Here is a 21756-nt window from a genome sequence, read left to right as displayed (position 1 = left end):
GCAGTCGTGCCCGATTCAGCTCAGCTTCTGTGCAATCAACCGCTCGACCTCTTCGTCGGACAGCCCCGCCACCTGCGACAGGCGCTCGGCGAGATCGCCGATCTCCGCCTGAGCGGTCTGCGGCCGTGACTCCTGGGCCGCCGCGGCGGTGGGCAGTGGGATCTCCACCGCGGTGACACTCCCGGCCAGGCGCTTCGCCAGCGCGAGCACGGTGGGGTGATCGAACGCGAGGCTCGCGGGCAGCTCCTTGTCGAGGCCCCGCTGCAGCGCGTTGCGCAGCTCCACGGACATCAGCGAGGTCATGCCCATCTGGAAGAACCCCCGCTCCGCGGGCGGCAGCTCGGAGGATGGGAACCCGAGGATCCGCCCCACCTCGGCCTGGATGCGCTGCACCAGCGTGTCGAACCGGCGGGCCGGAGGCAGCGACTCGAGCTCCGCGAGCCACCGCGCCCGCGAGGACGCCGCGCCCGGCGTTGGCGAGGACTCGCCCACCTGCCGCAGGAAGGGCCGGCGGCGCCGGGCCTCCCAGAGCGGCTTCAACGCCGACCAGTTCACGGATGCGACGGTCTTGTGGCTCACCCCCGCCCGCAGCACCTGGCCCATCGCGTCGAGCGCCCGCTCCGACGACATGGGATTCATTCCGAAACGCGCGAAGTCCCGCTCGCCCTCGGCACGCTCCCCGCCAATCTGGTCCCACGTCCCCCAGTGGATGGTAGTGGCGGGCAGCCCCAGGGCCCGGCGGTGATGCGCGAGCGCCTCGAGGAACTGGTTGCCCGCGGCGTAGTGCGCCAGACCCGAAGCGCCCCACTGGGTCGACGTCGACGAGAACATCACGAAGAAGTCGAGACCCAGCTCACGCGTCAGCTCGTGCAGCACCCAGGAGCCGAGCACCTTCGGGCGCAGCATCGCCGCCATGGCCGCCTGGTCCATGTCCTCCAGGCGGCACTCCGTCAGGAGCGCGGCGGCGTGGATCACCCCTCGCAACGGGGGAAGCGTCGCGGCCACCTCGCGCAGGAGCTCCGCCATCCTCGCGCGATCCGCCACGTCGGCGGCCAGCGTGGTGACGGACGCGCCGAGTGCGCGGAGCGACTCGATTCCCTCGCGGCGCCGCGCCGAGGCCGCATCCCCCACGTCGGAGATGCCACTCCGGCCCAGCAGCACGAGGTGCCGCGCCCCCCGCTCCACCAGCCACCGCGCCACCTTCAGGCCCAGCCCTCCCAGGCCGCCGGTGACGAGGTAGGCCGCGTCCGGACGCAGGCGCAGCGGCTCCACTGGCGCATCCACCCGCCCGCGAACGAGGCGGGGCACGAGCGTGCGCTTCTCGCGGAACGCGAGCTGATCCTCACCATCCCCGCCGAAAGCGGAGATCTCGCGGAGCACCGCGGCGCTCTCATCGGGAGTGCTCCCCGGCTCCAGGTCGATGAGGCCGCCCCACACGTCGGGCTGCTCAAGGGACACGACCCGGCCCAGGCCCCAGAGCGGCGCCTGCGCCAACGACACGCGCTCGGTCCCCGAACCGGTGACCTGGGCGCCACGGGTCACCACCCAGAGCCGCGCGCGCCCGGGTGAGCCCATGAGTGCCTTCACCAGATGCAGCGCGGCCCCGGAGGACTCCGGTGTGACCCCCTGCTCGTCGAGCATCGCATCGAGGCCCCACAGGTAGACGGCGCGGCCCTCGTGTCCTGGAGGCAGTGCCGGCAGCTCGCGCAGCAGGCGCTCCATGTCCTCGGGCCGCTTCGGGTCCACCACGAAGCGCCGCGCGTCCAGCCGCTGGAAGGACGTCCCCGCCGTCACGGTGACGCACGGGTGGCCCTGACGGCCAATCGCCTCCACGAGCGCCGTGCCCCATCCGCTCCGGTCGAGGAACACGATCCAATCCGCGGGCCCCGGTTGGGCCGCTCCGACGGGCCGGGCCTCCCAGGCCACGTCATGGAACCAGTCCTGCGAGCGGGCCTCGCCCAGCACCTCGAGGAGCCGCTCGGCCGCGACACGCCGCAGCCGCACCCCGCGCGCCGCGGCCACCTTGCGGCCTTCTCCATCCAGCAACTCCAGCGTGCCCACCCGCTCGTCCGGGCTGGCCGCGGGCGCGAGCGACACATGGGCCCACTTCACGTCGGCACGGCCCGGAACACACTCGATCGCCTCGATGCTCAGGGGCATGAACAGCGCGGCCCCCTCCGCCTCCGCCGCGATCGCGAGCGCCAGGGTCTGTAGCCCCGCGTCCAGCAGGGCCGGGTGGAGCTGGTAGCGCACCGACTCCTGGACGAGCTCCGGCCCGAGCGCGACGAGCCCGAGCGCCTCTCCCGGCCGCCTCCAGACCTCGCCGAGCGTCCGCAGCGGAGCCTCGTACTGGACGTTGCGACGCTCGAGCTCCTCGTAGATGGCTGGCCCCGATACCTGCTGCGCGCAGCGCGAGCGCACCGCATCGATGACCACCGGAGTGCCCGAAGGCGCGCTCACGGTCCGCAACTGGCCCCGGCAATGCCTCACCCACCCCGCCTTGCCCGCCGCGCCACCCGCCGAGCGGCTGTGGATCTGGAACATGTGCCGGCCACCGGAAGCCGGCGAGACGTGCACCTGCACGACGCGCCGCTCCGTCTCCGGCAACACCAGCGCGCGCTCGAACTCCACGTCCGAAAGCTCGCGAGGCCCGGTCCCCAGGGCCTCGGCCGCGGCGCTCAGCCCGAGCTCGGCCAGGGCCGAGGCTGGAACCACGGCGACGCCTCCCAACCGGTGCGCGCCGAGCCACGGCAGCGAGGTACTGCCCAGCTCCAGCTCGAAGATCTCACCGTCGATTCCATGCGCCACGCTCACCGGCCGGCCACGCAGGGACGTCACGTGCTCGGCGGCGGGCAGGACGGGCGACACCACTGCGTCGATCCAGAACCGCTTGTGCTGCCAGGGATACGTCGGCAGCGGGACCATGCGCCCGCCCTCCGGGAAGAGCCGGGTCCACTCCACGGGCCAGGCCGCGCTGTACAGCGCGCCGAAAGACTCCAGCATCACCGCCCGCTCGGACTCCTCGCGCCGCAGGGACGGGAGCGTCAGGCCCTCACGGTCCGCGTGCTGCAGGCACCGCTCGACGGCGGGCAGCAGGATCGGGTGCGGGCTCATCTCCATGAAGACCGTATGTCCGCCCTGGACGAGCTCGAGCACGGCCGTGGAGAACAGCACCGGATCGCGCAGGTTGCGGACCCAGTACGCGGCATCGAAGCCGGAGCCATCACAGACGGAGGCGGTGACGGTCGAGACGATGGGCACGGAGGAGGGCTTCGGCCGAACCGAGGAGAGCGCGGCGAGCAGCTCGGCGCGCAGCGGATCGACCTGCGGGCTATGCGACGCCACGTCGACCTTCACCCACCGGCAGAACACATTGCGGGCCTCGAGCGAGCCACGGATCTCCTCGAGCGCCGCGGCATCTCCGGACAGCACCGTCGACGTCGGGCTGTTGCTCACCGCGATCGCGACACGCTCCTCGCGCCCCACGAGGGCCTTCTTCGCCTCCGCGAGGGACAGCTCCGTCGCCAGCATCGCGCCCTGGCCACTGATGCGCTTGAGCAGCCGGCTCCTGAGGCAGATGACGGCCGCCGCATCCTCCAGGCTGAGCGCGCCCGCCACGTGCGCCGCGGCCACCTCGCCCATGCTGTGTCCCACCACCGCGTCGGGCTCGATCCCCCACGAGCGCCAGAGCGCCGAGAGCGCCACGGCCATGGCGAACAGGACCGGCTGCACGACGTCGATCTCCTGGAGCCGCGACGACTCGGACGGCGCCCGGAGCACGTCGAGCAGCCGCCACGACACATGGGGCCGCATGGCCTCGTCGATGCGCTCGAGGGCCTCACGGAAGACCGGCTCCTGCTCGAGGAGCTGCCGCCCCATGCCGAGCCACTGCGAGCCCTGGCCCGGGAACACGAAGACCACCTTGCGCCGCTCGTCCGTGCCCTTCCGGGCCGGAGCGGGTCCTCCGGTCGCGAGCTCCCGGAGCTTCCCGGCGATGACGGCCGGGGACTCTCCCGAGACGGCCAGGCGGTACTCATGGTGCGTCCGCCGGAGCGCCGCCGTGTAGCAGACATCCCGGAGCGACACTTCCGGCGACGACACGAGGTACTCCGCGTACTTCCGGGCCAGATCCTGGAGCGCGGAGGGAGAGCGTGCCGACAGCGGCAGCAGGTGCGCACCGGACGCGTGGGCGGCCGGCGCCGCCTGAGCCGCGGGGGGCTCCTCGAGAATCACGTGCGCGTTCGTCCCGCTGATGCCGAACGAGCTGACCGCGCCACGGCGCTTCCTGTCCTCCCTCGCCGGCCAGGGGTGGAGTGCCGTCGGGAGGGTGATGGGTGCGTCGCCGAGATCGATCCGCGGGTTGAGCCGCTGGAAGTGCGCGAGCGGAGGGACGGCCTGGTGCCTCAGGGAGAGGACCATCTTGATGACGCCCGCGATTCCCGCAGCCGACTCGAGGTGGCCGATGTTGGTCTTCGCCGCACCCACGACGAGCGGATGCTGCGCGGAGCGCCCGCTGCCGTAGACCTCCTGGAGCGCCTCCATCTCGATGGGATCCCCCAAAGAGGTTCCGGTCCCATGCGCCTCGACACAGTCGATGTCGGAAGGCTCCAGGCCCGCGCTGTGCAGCGCCTGGCGGATGAGCGCCTTCTGGGCAAGCACGTTGGGCGCGGTCAGCCCCGCCGACTTGCCGTCCTGGTTGACGGCCGAGCCCCGCACGAGCGCGAGGATGGGGTCCCCCGCCGCGATCGCATCCGACAGGCGCTTGAGGACGACGACGCCGCAGCCCTCGCCACGCACGAAGCCGTTGGCGCGCGCATCGAAGGTCTTGCAGCGCCCATCCGGCGCGAGCGCCTGGGCCCGCGACACCCTGCTCGAGGAATGCGGCGAGAGGATGAGGTTGACGCCGCACGCCAGCGCCATCGAGCACTCCTGGTTGCGAAGGCTCTGGGTGGCCAGGTGCAGCGCCACCAGCGACGACGAGCACGCGGTGTCCACGACGAGGCAGGGTCCCTGGAAGTCCAGGAGGTACGACAGGCGCCCCGACACCACGCAGTTGAGCGACCCCGTCACGCTGCTCGCGTCCCGGGCCGAGGGGTTGCCCATCTGCAGCAGCGCGTAGTCATCGCTGTACAGCCCCACGAACACGCCGGTGCGGCTGCCCGCGAGCCGCGTCATGTCCTGCCCGGCGCGCTCCAGCGCCTCCCACGCCACCTCGAGCAGGATGCGCTGCTGCGGATCCATCCGGTGCGCCTCGCGCGGCGAGATCCCGAAGAAGTCCGCGTCGAACCGGTCCACCTGATCGATGAAGGAGCCCCACCGCGCCCCCAGCTTCTCCAGGGCCTCGGGATCCAGCCGGGCCATGTCCTCACGGGTCCACCGCGAGGGAGGCACCTCGGTGACGGCATCCACGCCGTTGCACAGGAGGTTCCAGTACGACTCCGGATCCGTCCCACCGCCGGGGAAGCGACACCCCATCCCGATGATGGCCACCGGCTCCGAACGCGCGCCCTCCACGGCATCGAGCCGGGACTTGAGGTCCATCGCGAGGAGCGCCAACCGCTTGGGGGAGTACTGCGCGATCTTTTCGGCGAAGCTCGTCATTTGCCCTGCGCCATCCTCTGAGCGAACAGTCGCTCGACTTCTTCTTCCGACATCTCGTCAATCTCACTGCCCGGCCCGGCGCTCGGCGCGGCCGGTGGAGGAGCCGCCGCGGCCCGGGGCTCCTCGTCCTTGTCCTCGAAGGGGAGCCCCAGCTTCTCCGCCAGGTAGGGGGTGAGCGCGGCGAGCGTCGGGTAGGTCCAGACCAGCGTCGCGCTGAGCTTCAGCCCCAGCTCCGCCTCCAGGCGGTTGCGGATCTCCATGCTCATCAGCGAGTCGAGGCCGAGGCTCCCCAGCGGGGTGCGTGGCTCGATGCGCGACGGCGCCATCCTCAGCACTCCGCCGATCTGCTCGCGCAGGAGCTGTTCGAGCAGGGCACGGCGCTCGGAGCCACGGACGGCCTCGAGCCGCTCGCGGATCCGGCTCCGCCCCGGCTCCACGGCGGACCTGCCGGCGCGCTCCTGGGACAGGCGCGTGAAGAAAGGCGACTGCGCCGCGGCCAGGTAGAACCCCAGCCACTGCCTCGGCTCGAGCGCCATCACGCCCACCTGCGGACGGGCCTGCCCCAGCAACATGCCGAGCGCCGTGAGGGCCTTGTCCGGCGGTATTCCACGCAGGCCACGTGCCTCGAGGCGTTCTCCGCGGTTGGCTTGCGCCGCCGCGAGGCCGACGTTCGTCCAGGTGCCCCAGTTGATACTCAGCGCGGGCAGGCCCTCCGCCCGGCGGGCATGGGCCAGCGCATCCATGAACGCGTTGGCCGCGGAGTAGTTCGCCTGACCCGGGGTGCCCAGCAGGGAGGTCGCGCTGGAGAAGAGCACGAAGTGCTCCAGCGGCAGATGACGCGTCTGGGCATGGAGGTTCCAGGTGCCCTGGACCTTGGGCGCCATCACCGACGCGAAGCGCTCCTCCGTGAGGTTGAGCAGCAGACCGTCCTCGAGGAGGCCCGCCGCGTGGAACACACCGCACAGCGGCGGCATCGCTTCGTCTACCCGAGCCAGCGCCCGCGCCACGTCCCCAGGGATCGCGACATCGGCCTGGAAGGGCTCCACCCGGGCGCCTGCCTGGCGCAGCTCCGCGAGCGTGCGCTCGGCCTCCGCCGATGGGGCACGGCGCCCGAGCAGCAGCAGGTGACGTGCTCCATGCGTGACGAGCCAGCGCGCCACCTCGAGACCCAGACCGCCGAGCCCTCCCGTGATGAGGTAGGTGCCGTCGGCGCGGAGCAATGTCGCCGGATCCCTGGCGGCCAACGCGTCCGCCGCCCGAGCGAGCCGCGCCACGAGCCGCGTGCCACCACGCCATGCGACCTGATCCTCGAACGCCGTGGACGACAGCTCCCGGAACAGCGCGTGGGCGCACGCGTCCGCGTCACCCTCGAGATCCACGCGGGTGCAGCGCAGCTCGGGCTGCTCCAGGGCCAGCACCTGCCCCAGACCCCAGAGCGGAGCCTGGGCCACATTGACCCGCTCCGGCGCCTTGCCGACGGAGCGCGCGCCGCGCGTGGCCAGCCAGAGCCGGGGTGGATCCCTCCAGCCGGCCCGCGAGAGCGCCTGCACCAGGTGCAGCACGCTGGTGGTGCCGAGCCGCCGCGCGGACTCCAGCGTCGACGGCGTGAGCGCGTCATTCGAGGCGCAATCGAGGCTCCACAGGTGCACCACTCCGCGGCACGGAGGCGCTCCCGCCCCCAGCGCGTCCCCGAACGACTCGCCCGGGGAAACGAGCACGCAGGTCTCGCCACGCTCCCGCAGCAACGCGGCCAGTCGCCGGCCCACGCCACCGCCATCGCCGAGAATCAACCAGTTCCCCGGCGAGCGAGCCGTCCACTGCGGCTCCGCCGGCAGCGGCTGCGCCTCCCATTCCACCTGGTAGGTCCACTCGCCGAGCTCCTTGCGTACCGCGGCGCCCGCCTCGAGCCTGTAGACCCGCAGCCCCTCGAGCTCCATCAGCACATGGCCCTGCTCATCCAGGAGCCGGATGTCGAAGGCGTGCTCCCGCTCGCTCGCGGACGCATCACCCAGGGCCTTCACCCACACCCAGGCCGCACGCCCGGGCCGCTGGAGGAGCCGCATCCGCCCGAGCCCCACCGGCACGTGGGTCCCCACCTTCGCCGGCACCGCTTCCGCCGGAGAGACCAGCTCCACCGCGACCTGGAGGCAGGCATCCAGGAGCGAGGGATGGAGTCGATACGCCCCGCTCTCGGAGGACACCTGCTCGGGAAGCTCCAGGCGCCCCACCCCCTCGCGCGCGCTCCGCCAGAGCTGCCGCAGCGATTGGAACGCGGGGCCGTACTCGAGGCCCTGCTCCTGCCTGCGCTGGTAGTGCACTTCGGAGGAGACCTCCACCTCCAGGCGCTCCCGCAGCACCCCGGGCGCCGCGGTCAGCTCCAGGGCGGCGCCCTCCTCCCGGCGCAGACTTCCCTCCGCGTGCTTGCGCCAGGTCTTGTCACCCGCGGCCCGGCTGGAGATCTGGAAGGAGGCCCGGTCCGCGCCCTCCTCGCTCAGCACCACCTGCACGCTCCGCTCCCCATCCGGCGCGAGCGTGAGCATCTCGCTGAGCGAAACATTCTCGAGCACGAGCCCCGTCTCGCCCAGCACCTCCGCTCCGGCGCAGAGGGCCATCTCCACGTAGCCCGCGCCCGGGAAGACGATCTCACTCCACACGCGGTGGTCGGAGAGGTACGGGAACGCCTCCGTGCTCACGGCCCGCTCCCAGAAGTAGGTGCCGGGCTGCACGGATGAGGAGAGCGAGCCACCCAGGAGGGGATGCCCCGGACCGCCCTCGCGCGCGGCGCTCACGTGCCGTGAAGCGGCCGCCGCGTCGTCCACGAGCCAATACCGCTCCCGCTGCCACGGGTACATGGGCAGCGCGACGACGCGCCCCCCCGAGGGGTGCAGCTGCCGCCAGTCGACGGAGCCGCCCCGCGCGTACAGCGCCGCGAGTGACTCCAGCAGACTCCGCCGCTCCTGCGCCTGTCGCCGCAGCGAGGCGAGCGCGAGCCCGTCCCGCTTCGACTCGCGCAGTGTCTCCTCGATGGGGGCGAGCAACACGGGGTGCGGGCTCACCTCGAGGAGCACGCCGTGGCCGTCCTCCAACAGCCGCTCGACGGCGCCATGGAAGAGCACCGGCTCGCGCAGGTTGCTGACCCAGTAGGACGGATGGAAGTCGCTCCCATCGCCCGTCCGCCCCGTCACCGTGGAGTAGATGGGCACCGCCGCGCGCTGGGGAGAGATTCCCTCGAGCGCGCGCAGGAGATCCTCCTTCAGCGGATCCATCTGCGGGCTGTGGGAGGCGACGTTCACCTTCACCCGGCGGCAGAAGACGCCCTGGCCCTCGAGCCGCCGCAGCAGATCCTCCAGGGCCTCGGTGTCTCCGGAGAGCACCGTCGAGCGGGCGCTGTTGCTCACGCCAATGGAGAGCCTTGCCTCGTAGCCGGCCAGCGCCTCGCGGGCCTGCTCCAGGCCGAGCTCCACCACGGCCATGGCCCCCTGCCCGCTCATGCGGCGCAGAAGGAGGCTGCGACGGCAGATGATCCGCGCCGCGTCCTCCAGACCGAGCACGCCCGCCACGTGCGCCGCGGCCACCTCGCCCATGCTGTGGCCCACCACCGCATCGGGCTCGACGCCCCACGAGCGCCACAGTGCCGCCAGCGCCACCTGCATCGCGAACAGCACCGGCTGCACGACGTCGATCTCTTGCAGGCGCGAGCACTGCTCGTCCGCGCCGAGCTCCTCCGTGAGGGACCAGTCCACGTGGGGCCGCATCGCCCGCTCGCAAGACTCGATCGCCGCCCGGAAGACCGGTTCCTCGCGCAGGAGTTGGCGGCCCATCCCGAGCCATTGCGACCCCTGCCCCGGGAAGACGAAAGCGACCCGGGCCCGCCCCTCGGGACCCACCCGGCCCTGACTCACACCGGGACGGGCCTCGCCCCGTGCGAAGGCATCCAGTGCCTCGGCCAGCTCCCGCCGCGAGCTGCCCACCACCGACAGGCGATGGGCATGATGGCTCCGCCGCACCGCCGCCGTGTAGGTGATGTCCTCGAGTGTCGCGCCCCGCGCCGCGCCGTCACCCAGGAAGTCACGGTAGGCCGCGGCCAGCGACTTCAGCGCCTCGGGGCTGCGCGCCGACAGCGGCAGGACCCGCACCGGCTCCTCATGGGCGGGAGCGGTCCCCTCCTCCGTGCCTCCCGTGAAGAGCGCCTCCCACCGGACGTGCTGACCCCGGGCATACAGGACCCCCAGCGTGTCGAACATCACGCCCCGCTCGTCCTCCTGCCGGCGGAGGGTCGGCACGACGAGCCCTTGCTGGCCGGAATGCCGCAGGGTCGACTCGATGGAGTGTTTGACGATCGGGTGCGGGCCGACCTCCAGGAAGGTGCGGTGCCCCTCGCGGAGCGCGTGGGAGAGCGCGCCCGTGAAGAACACGGGCTCCGCGAAGTTCTTCGCCCAGTGGGCAGCATCGAAGCTTTCGCCCTCGAGCGGCGAGCCCGTGACCGTGGAGAGAATGGGGATGAGCGCGCGGCCGGGACGGAGTCCCCGCAGGGCCTCTGAGAGCTCGCCGCGCAGCACCTCGACCTGCGGGCTGTGCACCGCCACGTCGGTCTCCACCTGGCGGCAGAACACGCCTCGCCGCCGCAGGGTGGCGAACACCTCGGCGAGCGCGTCCGGCTCACCGGCCAGCACCGTCGAGTCCACGCTCGCGTCGATGGCGCGGCACAGCCGGCCCTCGTAACCGGCCAGGAGCTCGGCGGACTGCTCCCAGGAAAGCCCCACGAGCCCCATCGCGCCCCGGCCACTGAGCCGGCTCAGCAGCCGCCCCTGGGCGCAGATGACACGCATGGCGTCCTCGAGGCTCAGGATGCCCGCGACGTGCGCGGCCGAGACCTCGCCGATGCTGTGGCCCACCACCGCGGCGGGCTCGATCCCCCAGGAGCGCCAGAGCGCCGCCAGCGCGATCTCCAGTGCCACGACCGCGGGGAAGGCGACGTGGATGCGCCCCAGCCGTGCCGCCGCGTCATCGGCGCTCAGCTCGGCCAGCAGGGACCAGCCCAGGTGCTCCCGGACGAGCCGATCGCACCGCTCCAACGCGGCCCGGAACACCGGCTCGGTCCGCAGCAGCGCCCGGCCCATGCCGGGCCACTGCGAGCCCTGCCCCGAGAAGACGAAGACCGGCTTCCGGGCGTGCTCGGACTCCACCTGCCCCGTCGACAGCCCCGCCCTGGGCTCACCGCGAAGGAAGCCCGTGAGGTGCTCCCGGAGCTCCTTTCGAGAGCGGACGGTCATCGCTAGGCGATGCGCATGTCCGCCGACGTGGGCCACGGCCGAGCGGCACAGCTCGGACAGGGGCACCAGCTCCCCGGGGCCGTCGAGGCGCTCGAGCAGCCGCCGCGCCGCCTCGCGAAGGGCTTCCGGAGTCTCGCCCGACAGGGGCACGAGCTCCGCCCGGGGCGCGTCCGGCTCCTCGACCACGACGTGACAGTTCGTGCCGCCGAAGCCGAAGGAGCTGACTCCCGCGACGAGCTTCCGCTCCGGCTCGGGCCAGGGCCCGAGGGTGCGCTGGACCTCCAGACGCAGCTCCGCGAAGGGGATGTGCGGGTTGGGAATCTCGAAGTGGAGACTCGGTGGGAGCGCGCGGTGCTTGATGGACAGGGCGACCTTGATCAACCCCGCGATGCCCGCGGCGGCCTCCAGGTGGCCGATGTTCGTCTTGCAGGAGCCGATGTGCAGCGGCCTGTCGGCGGGCCGCCCCGCTCCGAGCACCTCGCCCAGGGCCCGGGCCTCCATCGGGTCTCCGAGCTGCGTTCCGGTGCCATGCGCCTCGACGTACTGCACCTCGGAGGGCTCGATGCCCGCGCGCGCATAGGCCTGGCGGAGCATCTCCTCCTGGGCCTTGGGGTTGGGCGCGGTGAGGCCGTTGCTGCCGCCGTTGTTGTTGATGACGCCGCCGCGGATGACGCAGTAGATGGGATCGCCATCCGCGATCGCCAGGGAGAGGGGCTTGAGCACGACCACGCCCGCCCCCTCGCCGCGCACGTACCCATTGGCGCGCGCATCGAAGGTGAAGCAGCGCCCATCGGGCGAGAGGGCACCAACTTTGGACATGCCCACCGTGCTGTCGGGCGCGATGTTCAGGTTCACGCCGCCCGCGAGGGCGAGCGTCGACTCGCCCCTGCGCAGGCTCTCGCACGCCAGGTGCACCGCCGCGAGCGAGGAGGAGCACGCCGTGTCGATGGCGAGGCTCGGGCCCCGGAGACCCAGCACATAGGAAACGCGGTTGGCGATGATGCTGTGGTGGAACCCGGTCGCCGTGTGCTGGGAGATGCGCCGCAAACCGAGCCGCTGCAACAGCGTCTCGTAATCCGTCCAGATCACCCCGAAGCAAACGGCCGTGGGCGAGCCCTGCAGGCGCTCCGCGGCGATCCCCGCGTCCTCCAACGCCTCCCAGGTCAGCTCCAGCATGAGCCGCTGTTGCGGATCCATGTGGAGCGCCTCCTTGGGCGAGATGCCGAAGAAGAGGGGATCGAACCCATCCACCCGCTCGAGGAAGCCACCCCAGCGGGTGTTCGCCTTGCCGGCCGTGGAGAGGTCGCGATCATAGAGCCGCTCGGCGTCCCACCGCTCGGGAGGGACTTCCGTGATGGCATCACGCCCACCCGCGAGCAGACGCCAGAACGCAGAGGGATCCGGTGCCTGGGGATAGCGGCATGCCAGACCGACGATGGCGATGGGCTCATCCGCCGAAGAAGCACGGGAAATGGGCCGCGCGGCCGAGGGACCCTGCTCTCCGGCGAGATACCGGGCCAGGGACTCGAGGGTTGGATACTCCCAGACGAGTGTGGGAGACAACGAGCGCCCGAGCATCGCACCGACCTCGGCGATGAACCCCGTGGCCTTCAGTGAGTCGAGCCCATACCGGCTGAAGCGCTCGCACACGTCGAGCGTACGCGCATCAATTCCCAACCGCTGAGAAAGTGCAGCGGTCAGACGCGCCCGCACCTCAGCCAGACCATTCCTCAACGACCCGTCTTGCGCCGACACCTGAACCTCGTCCCAAACAAGCCGACGACCTCAACGTGACTCTTGAACACGAGAACCGTGGAAAATCCGGTCTCCCAGCAAGCCCACCCAGCCCTTGAAGCGCAGCCTGAGTGTCAAATTCAGCACGCATTGTCCAGCGAAACATTTGCGCGAGATTGTCCGTTACAGGTTGCAACAGCTTCGGTGCCGAGCCTCCTGACTCGAAACCTCGGGGCTCCCGAGATCACCGCGAAAGTAAGCCCATCACGCCAATGGCTTGTCGGCCTGGAACACGATGTATTCCAGTGTCTTATTCATCTTTTGAATGGCCCCCCAACCTGAAACTGCTTGCACAACGAGAAGCTGCGACTCCCTATCCTGAGTGACGGCAGCCTCCGGTGAAAACCCGGTGACGTCCGAGGTTCGGATGGACGGGTGAGGACGAGGTGTATGCCCAGGTGGGGAAGCTGATGGAAGAGATGGTGAAGCACGGTCGCCTCGGACTGGCGGCGACCCGGGCGGGGATGAACCGCAAGACGGCTACAAGCCGAGGCAGCTGCGGACGCAGCAGTGGCGAGTGCGCCACTGGAGAGCGCGGCAGGGGCCGGAGAGATCAGTGGGCTCTGCATGGCCAGCAACTGCCGCTGCACGAAGCCCTCAATCAACGCGACTCACGGAAAGCACCAACCCGAGGAGCACCACACAGCTCGCGGTGAGAATCGCAGCCAGCGGTCCGTCAAGGCGTGGCAACAAGCGTCGAACCAACGCGAAGACCACCGCACCCGCGAGGGCACCGAGAACGAGCCCCGGCCCCACGCCCCAGGGCTCACTCTGACGCGCAGCCCAGCGGAGCGCGTCATAGGCAAGAGAGCGCTCGCGATGGTAAGCGCCGACGAACGCTCCAGAGGTGGCTCCGGGCAGTACTCCGTACACCAAAGTTCTCAGCCAACTGGTCGTCATGGTGAGCGCCTCTCGTGCCTGCGGGACATGCACGCCAGTCACTTCGATACCGCCCCTTCCCTTCTAAAACACCCATTTTCCGGCACCCGACCAAAGCAACAAGACACCTCCACCGTTGTTGGGCCCCATCCGTGCCCTCAAATCCATACAGACACTGCCTCCTCGATCAAATCCGCGACACGCAACCACAATTCAGCCATCTGCACATGCCACCAAGGATCCTTGCGCTGCATCGAATAATCTCGAGAGAGCCATTCATGGGAATCCTGATCGCGCTCGCCTTTCTCTCTCGCAGCAAATGCTCGCATCGCCATTTTCTCTCGAACCAGCCACCGAAGTGGATCTTTGCTGGCTTGACGCACAATAAATTCAGCCATCACGACGCTACTCAACGCTGCCGCAACTTGCTCTGCAATCAACTGCAAAGAAACATCACCCAAAGCAATCCAAAACTCCTCAATTGCATTGATGAAATTACCCGCCCCCGGGAATGCATACCGGTCTTCCTCTTCAGCGAAATTTGCCGGTTTTTTTGGCTTTGCCTGCCCAAACAAAGTGGGCTGACTCAGAAATTCTCTGACCCACGTCACACCAGAGGTATTCCGCTCGAAGTACGGAACAAAATCCAACAGGCATCTCCGGGCCACCTCTAGAGCAATAGCAGGAGGCAACGACTCCAAGAGTTGGTGAAGTGGCTCTTGACGCCGTAGCCAAGAATCGTCACGCCGGATCGCATCACGCCAGTCCTCGAGAAGGGAATGAATATCTTTCATCGGCAACCCCTATGCCTTACCGGCAAACAAACCCTTCGGGCCTCGGTTCGGTATGGATGCATGTCAGATATCGAGCCGCGCTCACCCGAAAGCAAGGAACCCCCAGCCCCTCCAGGAACATCCGCTCCAGCGCCGCATCAATGAAACTCCATGCCCCATGGCTCACTCCAGGCCATACCGACACCTTCAATTCATCCATATTTTTGCCTTGGCTGTTGCTCAGTCCATCCTTCCTCCTGTCTCGAATGGCCGCCAAATAATCCCCCACCTCTTACGCATATAAGGACGCAATCTCCCCATGGCATCCCGCTCATAGAAAACCGACTTTATTCTCACATACTCAATCCCACATCCACACTTGAAAACAGAGCCTCCGTCCTGCCAACCCAAGTACGCATAATCACCAGAGCGGCAGCGGCCTTTACTACAGACCGGCCGAACTGGCAGAACCCCATAGGACATGAGGAGCGCGCTATTGCCCATTCGCAACACAAGAAACCACAAAGCCCCAGCAACAACAAACGCTGCTGCACCAGCACCAGGACCCCAATGTTGGCTCGCAACAACGGCTGCCACGACCGCAACAACCAAGCCCATCACCCAAAAAGCCAGTTCAAACAAATCCATGGCGCGCCATCAGCACAATCGACCATGCGGCAAGTCAGAGCCCATACCAGGACATCTCCTCGGCATGGGCCCTGTTCAAGCTCCCGATCAACCTAAAGAGCGTATCCAGCCCTGCTGTCACTTTGATACCGTCTCTCCCTTTCTAAAACACCCCTTTTCAGGCACCCGACCAAAGCAATAAGACACCTCGACCGTTTTCTGGGCCTCATTCGAGTATGTTCCGCCAAAGCATGAAGGCTCAATGCGTCGGCGCTCCGCTCCCACTTGCATCCAGAATTCGGATCTCAGCCCCTCTCCCCAGCGGGGTTGGGTTGCGGTCTTGATTACGCCTCCTTCGGGCACGACAAGCAGGTACCAGCCATCCTCCATAGGTAGAGGCGGAGCACCGCCTACTTGAAAATGCGCATCAACACAATCATTGAAGTTCTCCGGCAGAACCCATCTAAGCCCTGGTCGTGATTCGCTACAAGCAATCAACACACTGAGAGCCGACAGTCTCCAAGCACTCACCATGAGTCCCCCTACATGCCGTCCACCCGTCCACGAAACCGGAACCCCAAGCAGCGCAGACATTCAACGAAGCCTCACGAATGACCAACGTTCGCTGCGTCAGAATTCAACGCAGCGAACATCCATCCCAAACCAACCATCATGAAGACATCTGATTCACCGTGAGCTTGGATTAGACTCAAAAGAAACGTCACCACTGGGCTCGATCGAAGCCACGATGTTGCTGGATATCCCTCCGGCAACGTAAACATCAAGCCGTTTCGTGATCACTCCGCCACTCGGCGTTGAGTATTCCATAACAACATCGGAATTGCGTGATGGCACAACAGTACAGCTGAATGCTGCACCGGCATCTACCTGCTTGGCATCACACCCACCTCCACCGAAGCTCAGCTTCAGATTGCTGATCGCATGCTCCGTCTTGTTTCGGACCTCCACCGTCGTCGTATTTGAGCGACACCCCACGGACACGAGCAATCCAGCAATCAGCACAAGAAACAAGCTTGAGCCCTTGCCGAGCTGGTAAATTCTATCAGTCATCACCTTAGTACCTCTGGTAAGGCGGATCATTCGCGGGCGTGATGGTAGTCAAGTCGTCTGACAAGGCCGCATCGCGGCATGCTTTCTCGCACGTCTCAAGAGACATTACTCCCAAAGTGCGACCACACAAGTTGTTGTTCAAATCCATCTTTCGCTCGTCCTCCGGCCCTCCCCGATTGTCAATGAACTCGTGACCAAGACCAATAAACCAAGCAGGGTAGCCGCCTATTTGGCGAGTCATTCTGCAATTCCAAAGGCAGTGTCTATACGCGTCGGCGACGCCATTGTGCAGTCCAGGCAATCCCGAGCGCTCTGCATCAAACAGAGTGTCTTCTGCCAACTTTTTGCCCTTCCAATAGGAGTAGCCAGCATAACCAGCCAAACCAACGCCAATGGCGACGAAGATAGGGCTCCTTCCATCGGGATCCACGAATGCAATTGAATTGCTCCCAGCATAGGAGTACGCAAAAACGCCATGCCCCTGTCGCGCCATCTTTATGAGATATAGCGACTCTGCCGCCAACGGCTCTGCCTGCAAATACCTGCCAATGCTTGGATCGTAGTAGCGATTCCAGTTCTCGAACAGGTCCGTTTCTGCATCGTAGTACTGTCCTGGGAAACGCAGCGGCGTCCAGAAAGGCTGCGCCCCCGCTTGGTAGCGCTGGTACTCGTATCCTTCCAGCACCACACCGGATGCTGAGGAAGCGCCAGCGGTCCCGTACCGAGCAAGGCTCACCTTGATGCGTCCCATTGACGGCTGTGCCCAGTCCGACCAGACAGCTCCCTGTCCGGTTCTATCGTAAGGGCCCACCAGCCTCGTTCCGTTGTCTCCGTCGATCAATTCGACATGGCCCACGCCCTTCGTGTCCAGCAGGTGGAAGAGCGTCCGCATCTTCACCGTCACGGACGAGTCCGTGGGCTGCCGCAGTTCCGCCAGCGTAGAGGCACTACCCGTGGTGTTGAGCGGGTGCTCCGTCTCCGCGTTCAGCGCTACCCGGTTGACCTGGCCGAAGGGGTCGTAGTCCGCCGTCCCCGCAACACGGCCACTGCCGTCCAGCATCAGCACGGGCTTGCCAATGTGGTCCGTCACCGGGAAGTACACCCCACACGCCGCCACCTCACCGTTGCGTGAGCAGTCCTCCGAGGTGTCCGACAGCCGCGTCCACGTGTTGCTCAGCTTGCCGCGCACCATCGCCACCGGGCGCCCGTCCAGCCACACGTAGTCGTCCTGCGTGTAGTGCGCCACCGGCGGAGTGGTGCCACTGCTTCCCCGGTCCACCAGCAACTGGTCCCGCACGTCGTGGAAGTACTCGTCCGAGGCTCCCCCGGGGTAGACCTTCGCCCGGCGACGCCCCTTCGCGTCGTAGTAGTAGTTGTAGAAGCCTCCATTCACATTCACCGCCCGGAAGACCGTCTCCGTGGCTACTCCCACCGATGGGCCATACGCGAAGCTCATCACGTGCGTCGGCTGCCCATCCATCTTCCGAGCCCCCTCCTTCCGGGTCACGCGTCCATCCACATCATACGCCAGCGAGTACCCCAGGAGGCTTCCCGTCGTGGAAGAGCTCCAGCCCGTCAGTCTGTCCCCTCGAGGCGAGGCCGCGTAGCTCAGATCGTAGGCGACGCCGTCGCTGCTCATGGAGGTGCGGTTGCCTCGGCCATCGTACCCGTAGGTGCGTGAGCCGAAGGCGCCACCCGTGGCGTCGAAGTTGCCCGCTGGCCGGCTCGCTCCCGTCAGCCGCAGCGTCCTGTCATAGCTGTACGTTTCCGTCTTCGGCGTCGTCTCTCCCAGCAGGCACGTGTCGGTGCGCACCACCTGGTCCGCCTTCCACGTGTAGGTGCGCTGGTAGATGTTCTTGCTCCCCCCGCTCTCCATGGGCGAAGTGACGCGCAGGCTGCGCAGCCGGCCCGTCAGGTCCGAGCCCGCCGCGGACGGCATGGCCGTCGAGCAGCCCGCGGGCGCCACGGAGCCATTGTCCCCCAGAGCGTACTCCACCCTGCTCACCGTGTTCGTCGTGAGGTGGTTCATCGTGTAGCCCCGCAGCCCGCCGTACGGCTCCCAGGTGACGTCGCTCAACAGCAGCAGGGGCTTGGTCGTCCAATTCGTACCGTCATGCAGCGTCATCTCGATGGCCGCCACCCGGTCCTCGTTGCCGCCCGTCCCATACGTGTACGTCACCTTGCGTCCGTTCGGATACGTCACCGATGCGAGGTTGCCGCTAGACGTGTAACTATAGGCAGTCGTCAGGTTGGCATTGGCCGCGGAACCACACGCCAACGTGCCCGCACGCACACCGGACTCGAGAACGACGCGACCTTCCTCGTCATACTGGTACCAGGTCTTTCCAAAGGAGTCTTCCCGGTAGCGCACCCGGCCCAGCGTATTCAACGGGCTCGGGCACCCGCGTGGAATGGCTCCCCCGTCCGCGTCATAGACGAGGCGGTACAGGACATCGATCCCCGTCGAAGGGCGGGAGTAGCGACGTTCCGCCGTCTTCAACCGGGAGAGCATGTCATAGGTGAAGGCGAGGTACTCGCCAGCCTGGCGCATGGCCTCCGTCTCCTTCACCACCACGTTGCCCAGCGCATCATACGCGTAGCGCACAGGGCCATCCGCGTGCGGAAGAGAGACCTCCACCACCTTGCCGAAGTCATCGTACGTATACGTGGCGGCCGGCTGCACACAGGTGTCGAAGCTGTCCGTGGCCCCGCATCCCGTCTTCACCCCAGACACGTTGCCCTGAGCGTCGTACTGGAACAGCGTGCGCTGGGCCACGCCCTCCGCCGGGTACTCGTCTACCTGCACCAGCCGGTTGGCCCTGTCATACGCCATCGAGGAGCACAGCTGGGACAGCGGCGTCCCGTCCAACTCCGGGCTCACGCCCCGCCTCACTCCTCCACACCAGGCGGGCGGATCGTTGAAGGGCAGTCCCAGGCCCGTGAGGTTGTCCGCTCCATCGAAGGACTTCGCCGAGCTGAAGCTCCCCACGCCCTCGCCCCACTTCTGCCACGTGGGCCTGCGGTGCGCGTCCGCCGCGTACTTCAACACCCGCCGCGTCTCCACCGTCGTGCCCGTCTTCGACAGGTAGCGCTCCTCCTTCAGCGTCCCGTCCGGCCAGTACGCATACACCACCCGCTCCGTCCACCCGGTACCGTCCTGGAGCGCAGCCTTCGCCTTCCATTGCACCTTGTCCGTCAGCGTCCCTCCATGACAGGTCTCTCCCGTCCCCTTCCGGTAGCAGAACACCTCGACACTCTTCGAGGGGTACTGCACGGCGGTCAGATGCTGGCCATCCGCGTAGAAGTAATAGGTACTCGGCTGGCCCCCAACCTCCTTCTCGGTCAGCCGATCCTCCTCGTAGGTGAGGGTGGTCAACACCCCGTTCGGCTCCGTCGTCTTCGTGACGTGCCCGCGCTTGTCGTACTCGCTGAACAGTGTCTTCAACGGTTTCGTGGTGGTGCGGGTCGGGTAGACCTCCACCGACGCCAGCCGGTTGCGCTGATGCACTCCCACCGTGCTGCTATTGGCGTGGTAGGAATACCGGGTCAGCGGGTAATCGGACAGCTCGCAATCCGTGGCGTCCTCGCGCGTGACGATGCAGGGTCCATGGACCTCCATCGTCCGGCCCAGCGGGTCTGGCGTCGTCACCCCCAGGGACACATGCGAGGTGAAGGAGAACGTCCCCACGAGGCGCGGCTTCGTCGTCCAGGAGCCATCGCTGGCGCGCTCCCGGGTCCAGCCCCTCTCGATGACGGCCTTCCTCCGGTTGCTGCCGGCCTCGTACACATTCAACGTACGCCTGTGCTCTCCCGAGCCCCCCAACACGCTCCGCTCCTCGATGGTCCGCGGCAACTGCTCTCCATTGGAACCGTAGGTGTAGCTGAAGGTCTGCTCCTCCAGCGCTCCCGTGCCCAGCATGTCCGAGGCGCCACGCTTCACGCGGGTCCGCTCCAGCCGTGGCTGCGTGTCCGTGGGCAGCGAGTAGCCATACACCTCCCAGTTGTCCCGCTTGTCCTTGCGCGCCGCCTCATGGCCAGGTGTGCCGGCCGACGAGCACGCCCACTCCGTGCGCTCCGAGCCCGGACTGCACGCCTCGCCAGGCGTACATGACTCCGTCGTCTGGTACAGGCGCGGGGCCATCTGCTGTCCGTAGTTGGAGAGCGTCTCGTAGGTGGACGTAAGGAAGGCCGAGCCCTCCGTTCCATCCCCTCGCCCCACCCCGTAGTCCGTTGCCTGTCTCACCTGGGGCACCCTGCCGCAGCAGTTGGAGCCCAGCTGGCAACTGCCTACCGTCGGATCCCAGGAGATGGACACGGCATGCCCCTCCGCCTCCACCGACCCCACCCGCCTGTCCGCTCCGTAGGTGTGCCGGACCAGCTCCACCCCCATCTGCGAACGCCGGAACTCTCCCGACGTATACAGGTACTCATCCAGCCGGTAGCGATACCGGGCGTTGGCGATACGCCCGGGCCGCTCGTCTCCATTGCCCGCGTAGGTGTACTGGACCTCGGGCTCACCGATGCCCCCGTCCGACGCCGCACCGCCCAGGTTCACCGCGGTGATGACGCACTCGAGTGCCCCGTCCGCTCGCCTCAGCGCGCGGTAGCTGAGGCTGAACATGCGCCCCGCCGCCGTCCGCACGGACGACAGATAGGGCACTCCCGGACTGCTCCCGGACGCCCCCTGGGGACAACCCCCCACGGGCGGCACCGCATACGTGAGCAACGCCTGGTCCACCCCCGTCGATGACACGACGCGCGAGAGGAAGTAGCGGTTGCGCCCACCCGGCGCCGCCACGAAGCGTCCCTCGAAGACGAGCCGGGACCCATCCGCCTGCACCAGCTCGTAGCCCGAGGCCGTCCGCCACAAGCGCTCATGGTGGCTGGGCGTCCCCTCCGTCAGGGAGGCCTGGCACGGCACCCCCGCGCAGGGAGTGAAGCGCAGCAGCCGCCCGTCCCTGTCCCGCACACTCCAGTGCTGCTGGTGCTCCACCACCAGGCTCAGCCAGTTGTGCCACCACTCCACCGAGCCCGCGTTGCCGGGGCTGGCCCCAAACGGCTTGGGCACTCCCACCAGCGGCGAGTCATGCACCCACTCGTCCCCCCGCGAGCTGAAGGTCCGCTCGAAGCTCAGCGTCGCCACTTCATCGAAGACCTCCACATCCTTGATCCGCTCGTAGCTCGTACCCGTGACGATATTGACGGGATCGAACAGGTTCGTGCCGTCGCATCTGCATTTCGGCCCGCTGCAGGAAGGCGGAGCCCCACCATCCGGCTCGACCGGCGCGCAATCCTCGTTCACCTCCCCGTCACAGTCATTGTCCACGTCGTCCCCGCAGAGCTCCTCACCGCAGGACGAGCCTCCGTCGGTTCCACCATCGCTCCCCACGACCGCACAGCCCTCGTCCACTGCCCCATTGCAGTTGTTATCGAACTTGTCCCCACACACCTCCGGCGGGTATTCGCAGTGCGTGCCTTCCCCTTTCAGCACCGTGGCCGAACCACCGCCCAACGACAGCGTCACGGTATTCCCAACGCACTTGCCACAAGTAGAGCAGTCCGCATCGCGTCTACACGCCCACTCCTGATCCCCCGGACATGCGTCGATGGAACTGACATAGGTCGTCCTCGGCTTGTTACGGATGTTATAGGAACCGGCCCCGAGACACTGCGTCTTGCTCTCCAGCGAGCAATCGCCGACAGTCTGCCCGGGACATGCTGGGGAGCGGCTCGAGCAG

Annotated in this window: 5 protein-coding genes; all 5 read right to left on the bottom strand. The window is 67.6% G+C overall.

Annotated elements, in window-relative coordinates; genetic code table 11:
* Positions 1-15: 15 nt before the first annotated feature.
* A complete protein-coding gene (locus tag NR810_RS39580) occupies positions 16-5601 on the bottom strand; it encodes a type I polyketide synthase (RefSeq protein WP_257460225.1) in 5586 nt (1861 codons plus the stop codon).
* Entirely contained in the window at positions 5598-12587 is a 6990-nt protein-coding gene (locus NR810_RS39575; protein ID WP_257460223.1) for a type I polyketide synthase, read from the bottom strand. The genes NR810_RS39580 and NR810_RS39575 overlap by 4 nt, the downstream gene beginning before the upstream one ends.
* A 1118-nt stretch (positions 12588-13705) precedes the next feature.
* On the bottom strand, positions 13706-14341 hold the full coding sequence (locus NR810_RS39570) for a hypothetical protein (RefSeq protein ID WP_257460221.1): 636 nt from the start codon (positions 14339-14341) through the stop codon (positions 13706-13708).
* 1293 nt (positions 14342-15634) lie between these two features.
* Positions 15635-16018 (bottom strand): hypothetical protein, encoded by a 384-nt coding sequence (locus NR810_RS39565; RefSeq protein WP_257460220.1) that lies wholly within the window; start codon positions 16016-16018, stop codon positions 15635-15637.
* Positions 16019-16022: 4 nt separating this feature from the next.
* The gene (locus tag NR810_RS39560) at positions 16023-21542 is read right to left on the bottom strand and encodes an RHS repeat-associated core domain-containing protein (protein ID WP_257460219.1); all 5520 of its coding nucleotides are present in this window, start codon (positions 21540-21542) and stop codon (positions 16023-16025) included.
* Positions 21543-21756 lie beyond the last annotated feature (214 nt).

This window comes from Archangium lipolyticum, assembly GCF_024623785.1.
Taxonomy (GTDB): domain Bacteria; phylum Myxococcota; class Myxococcia; order Myxococcales; family Myxococcaceae; genus Archangium; species Archangium lipolyticum.
This window is presented reverse-complemented; position numbering and strand designations above follow the sequence as displayed.

Coding starts and splice junctions, on each gene's coding strand:
- NR810_RS39580 (WP_257460225.1), bottom strand. CDS start 5,601: ATGACGAGCTTCGCCGAAAAGATCGCGCAGTACTCCCCCAAGCGGTTG.
- NR810_RS39570 (WP_257460221.1), bottom strand. CDS start 14,341: ATGAAAGATATTCATTCCCTTCTCGAGGACTGGCGTGATGCGATCCGG.
- NR810_RS39565 (WP_257460220.1), bottom strand. CDS start 16,018: ATGACTGATAGAATTTACCAGCTCGGCAAGGGCTCAAGCTTGTTTCTT.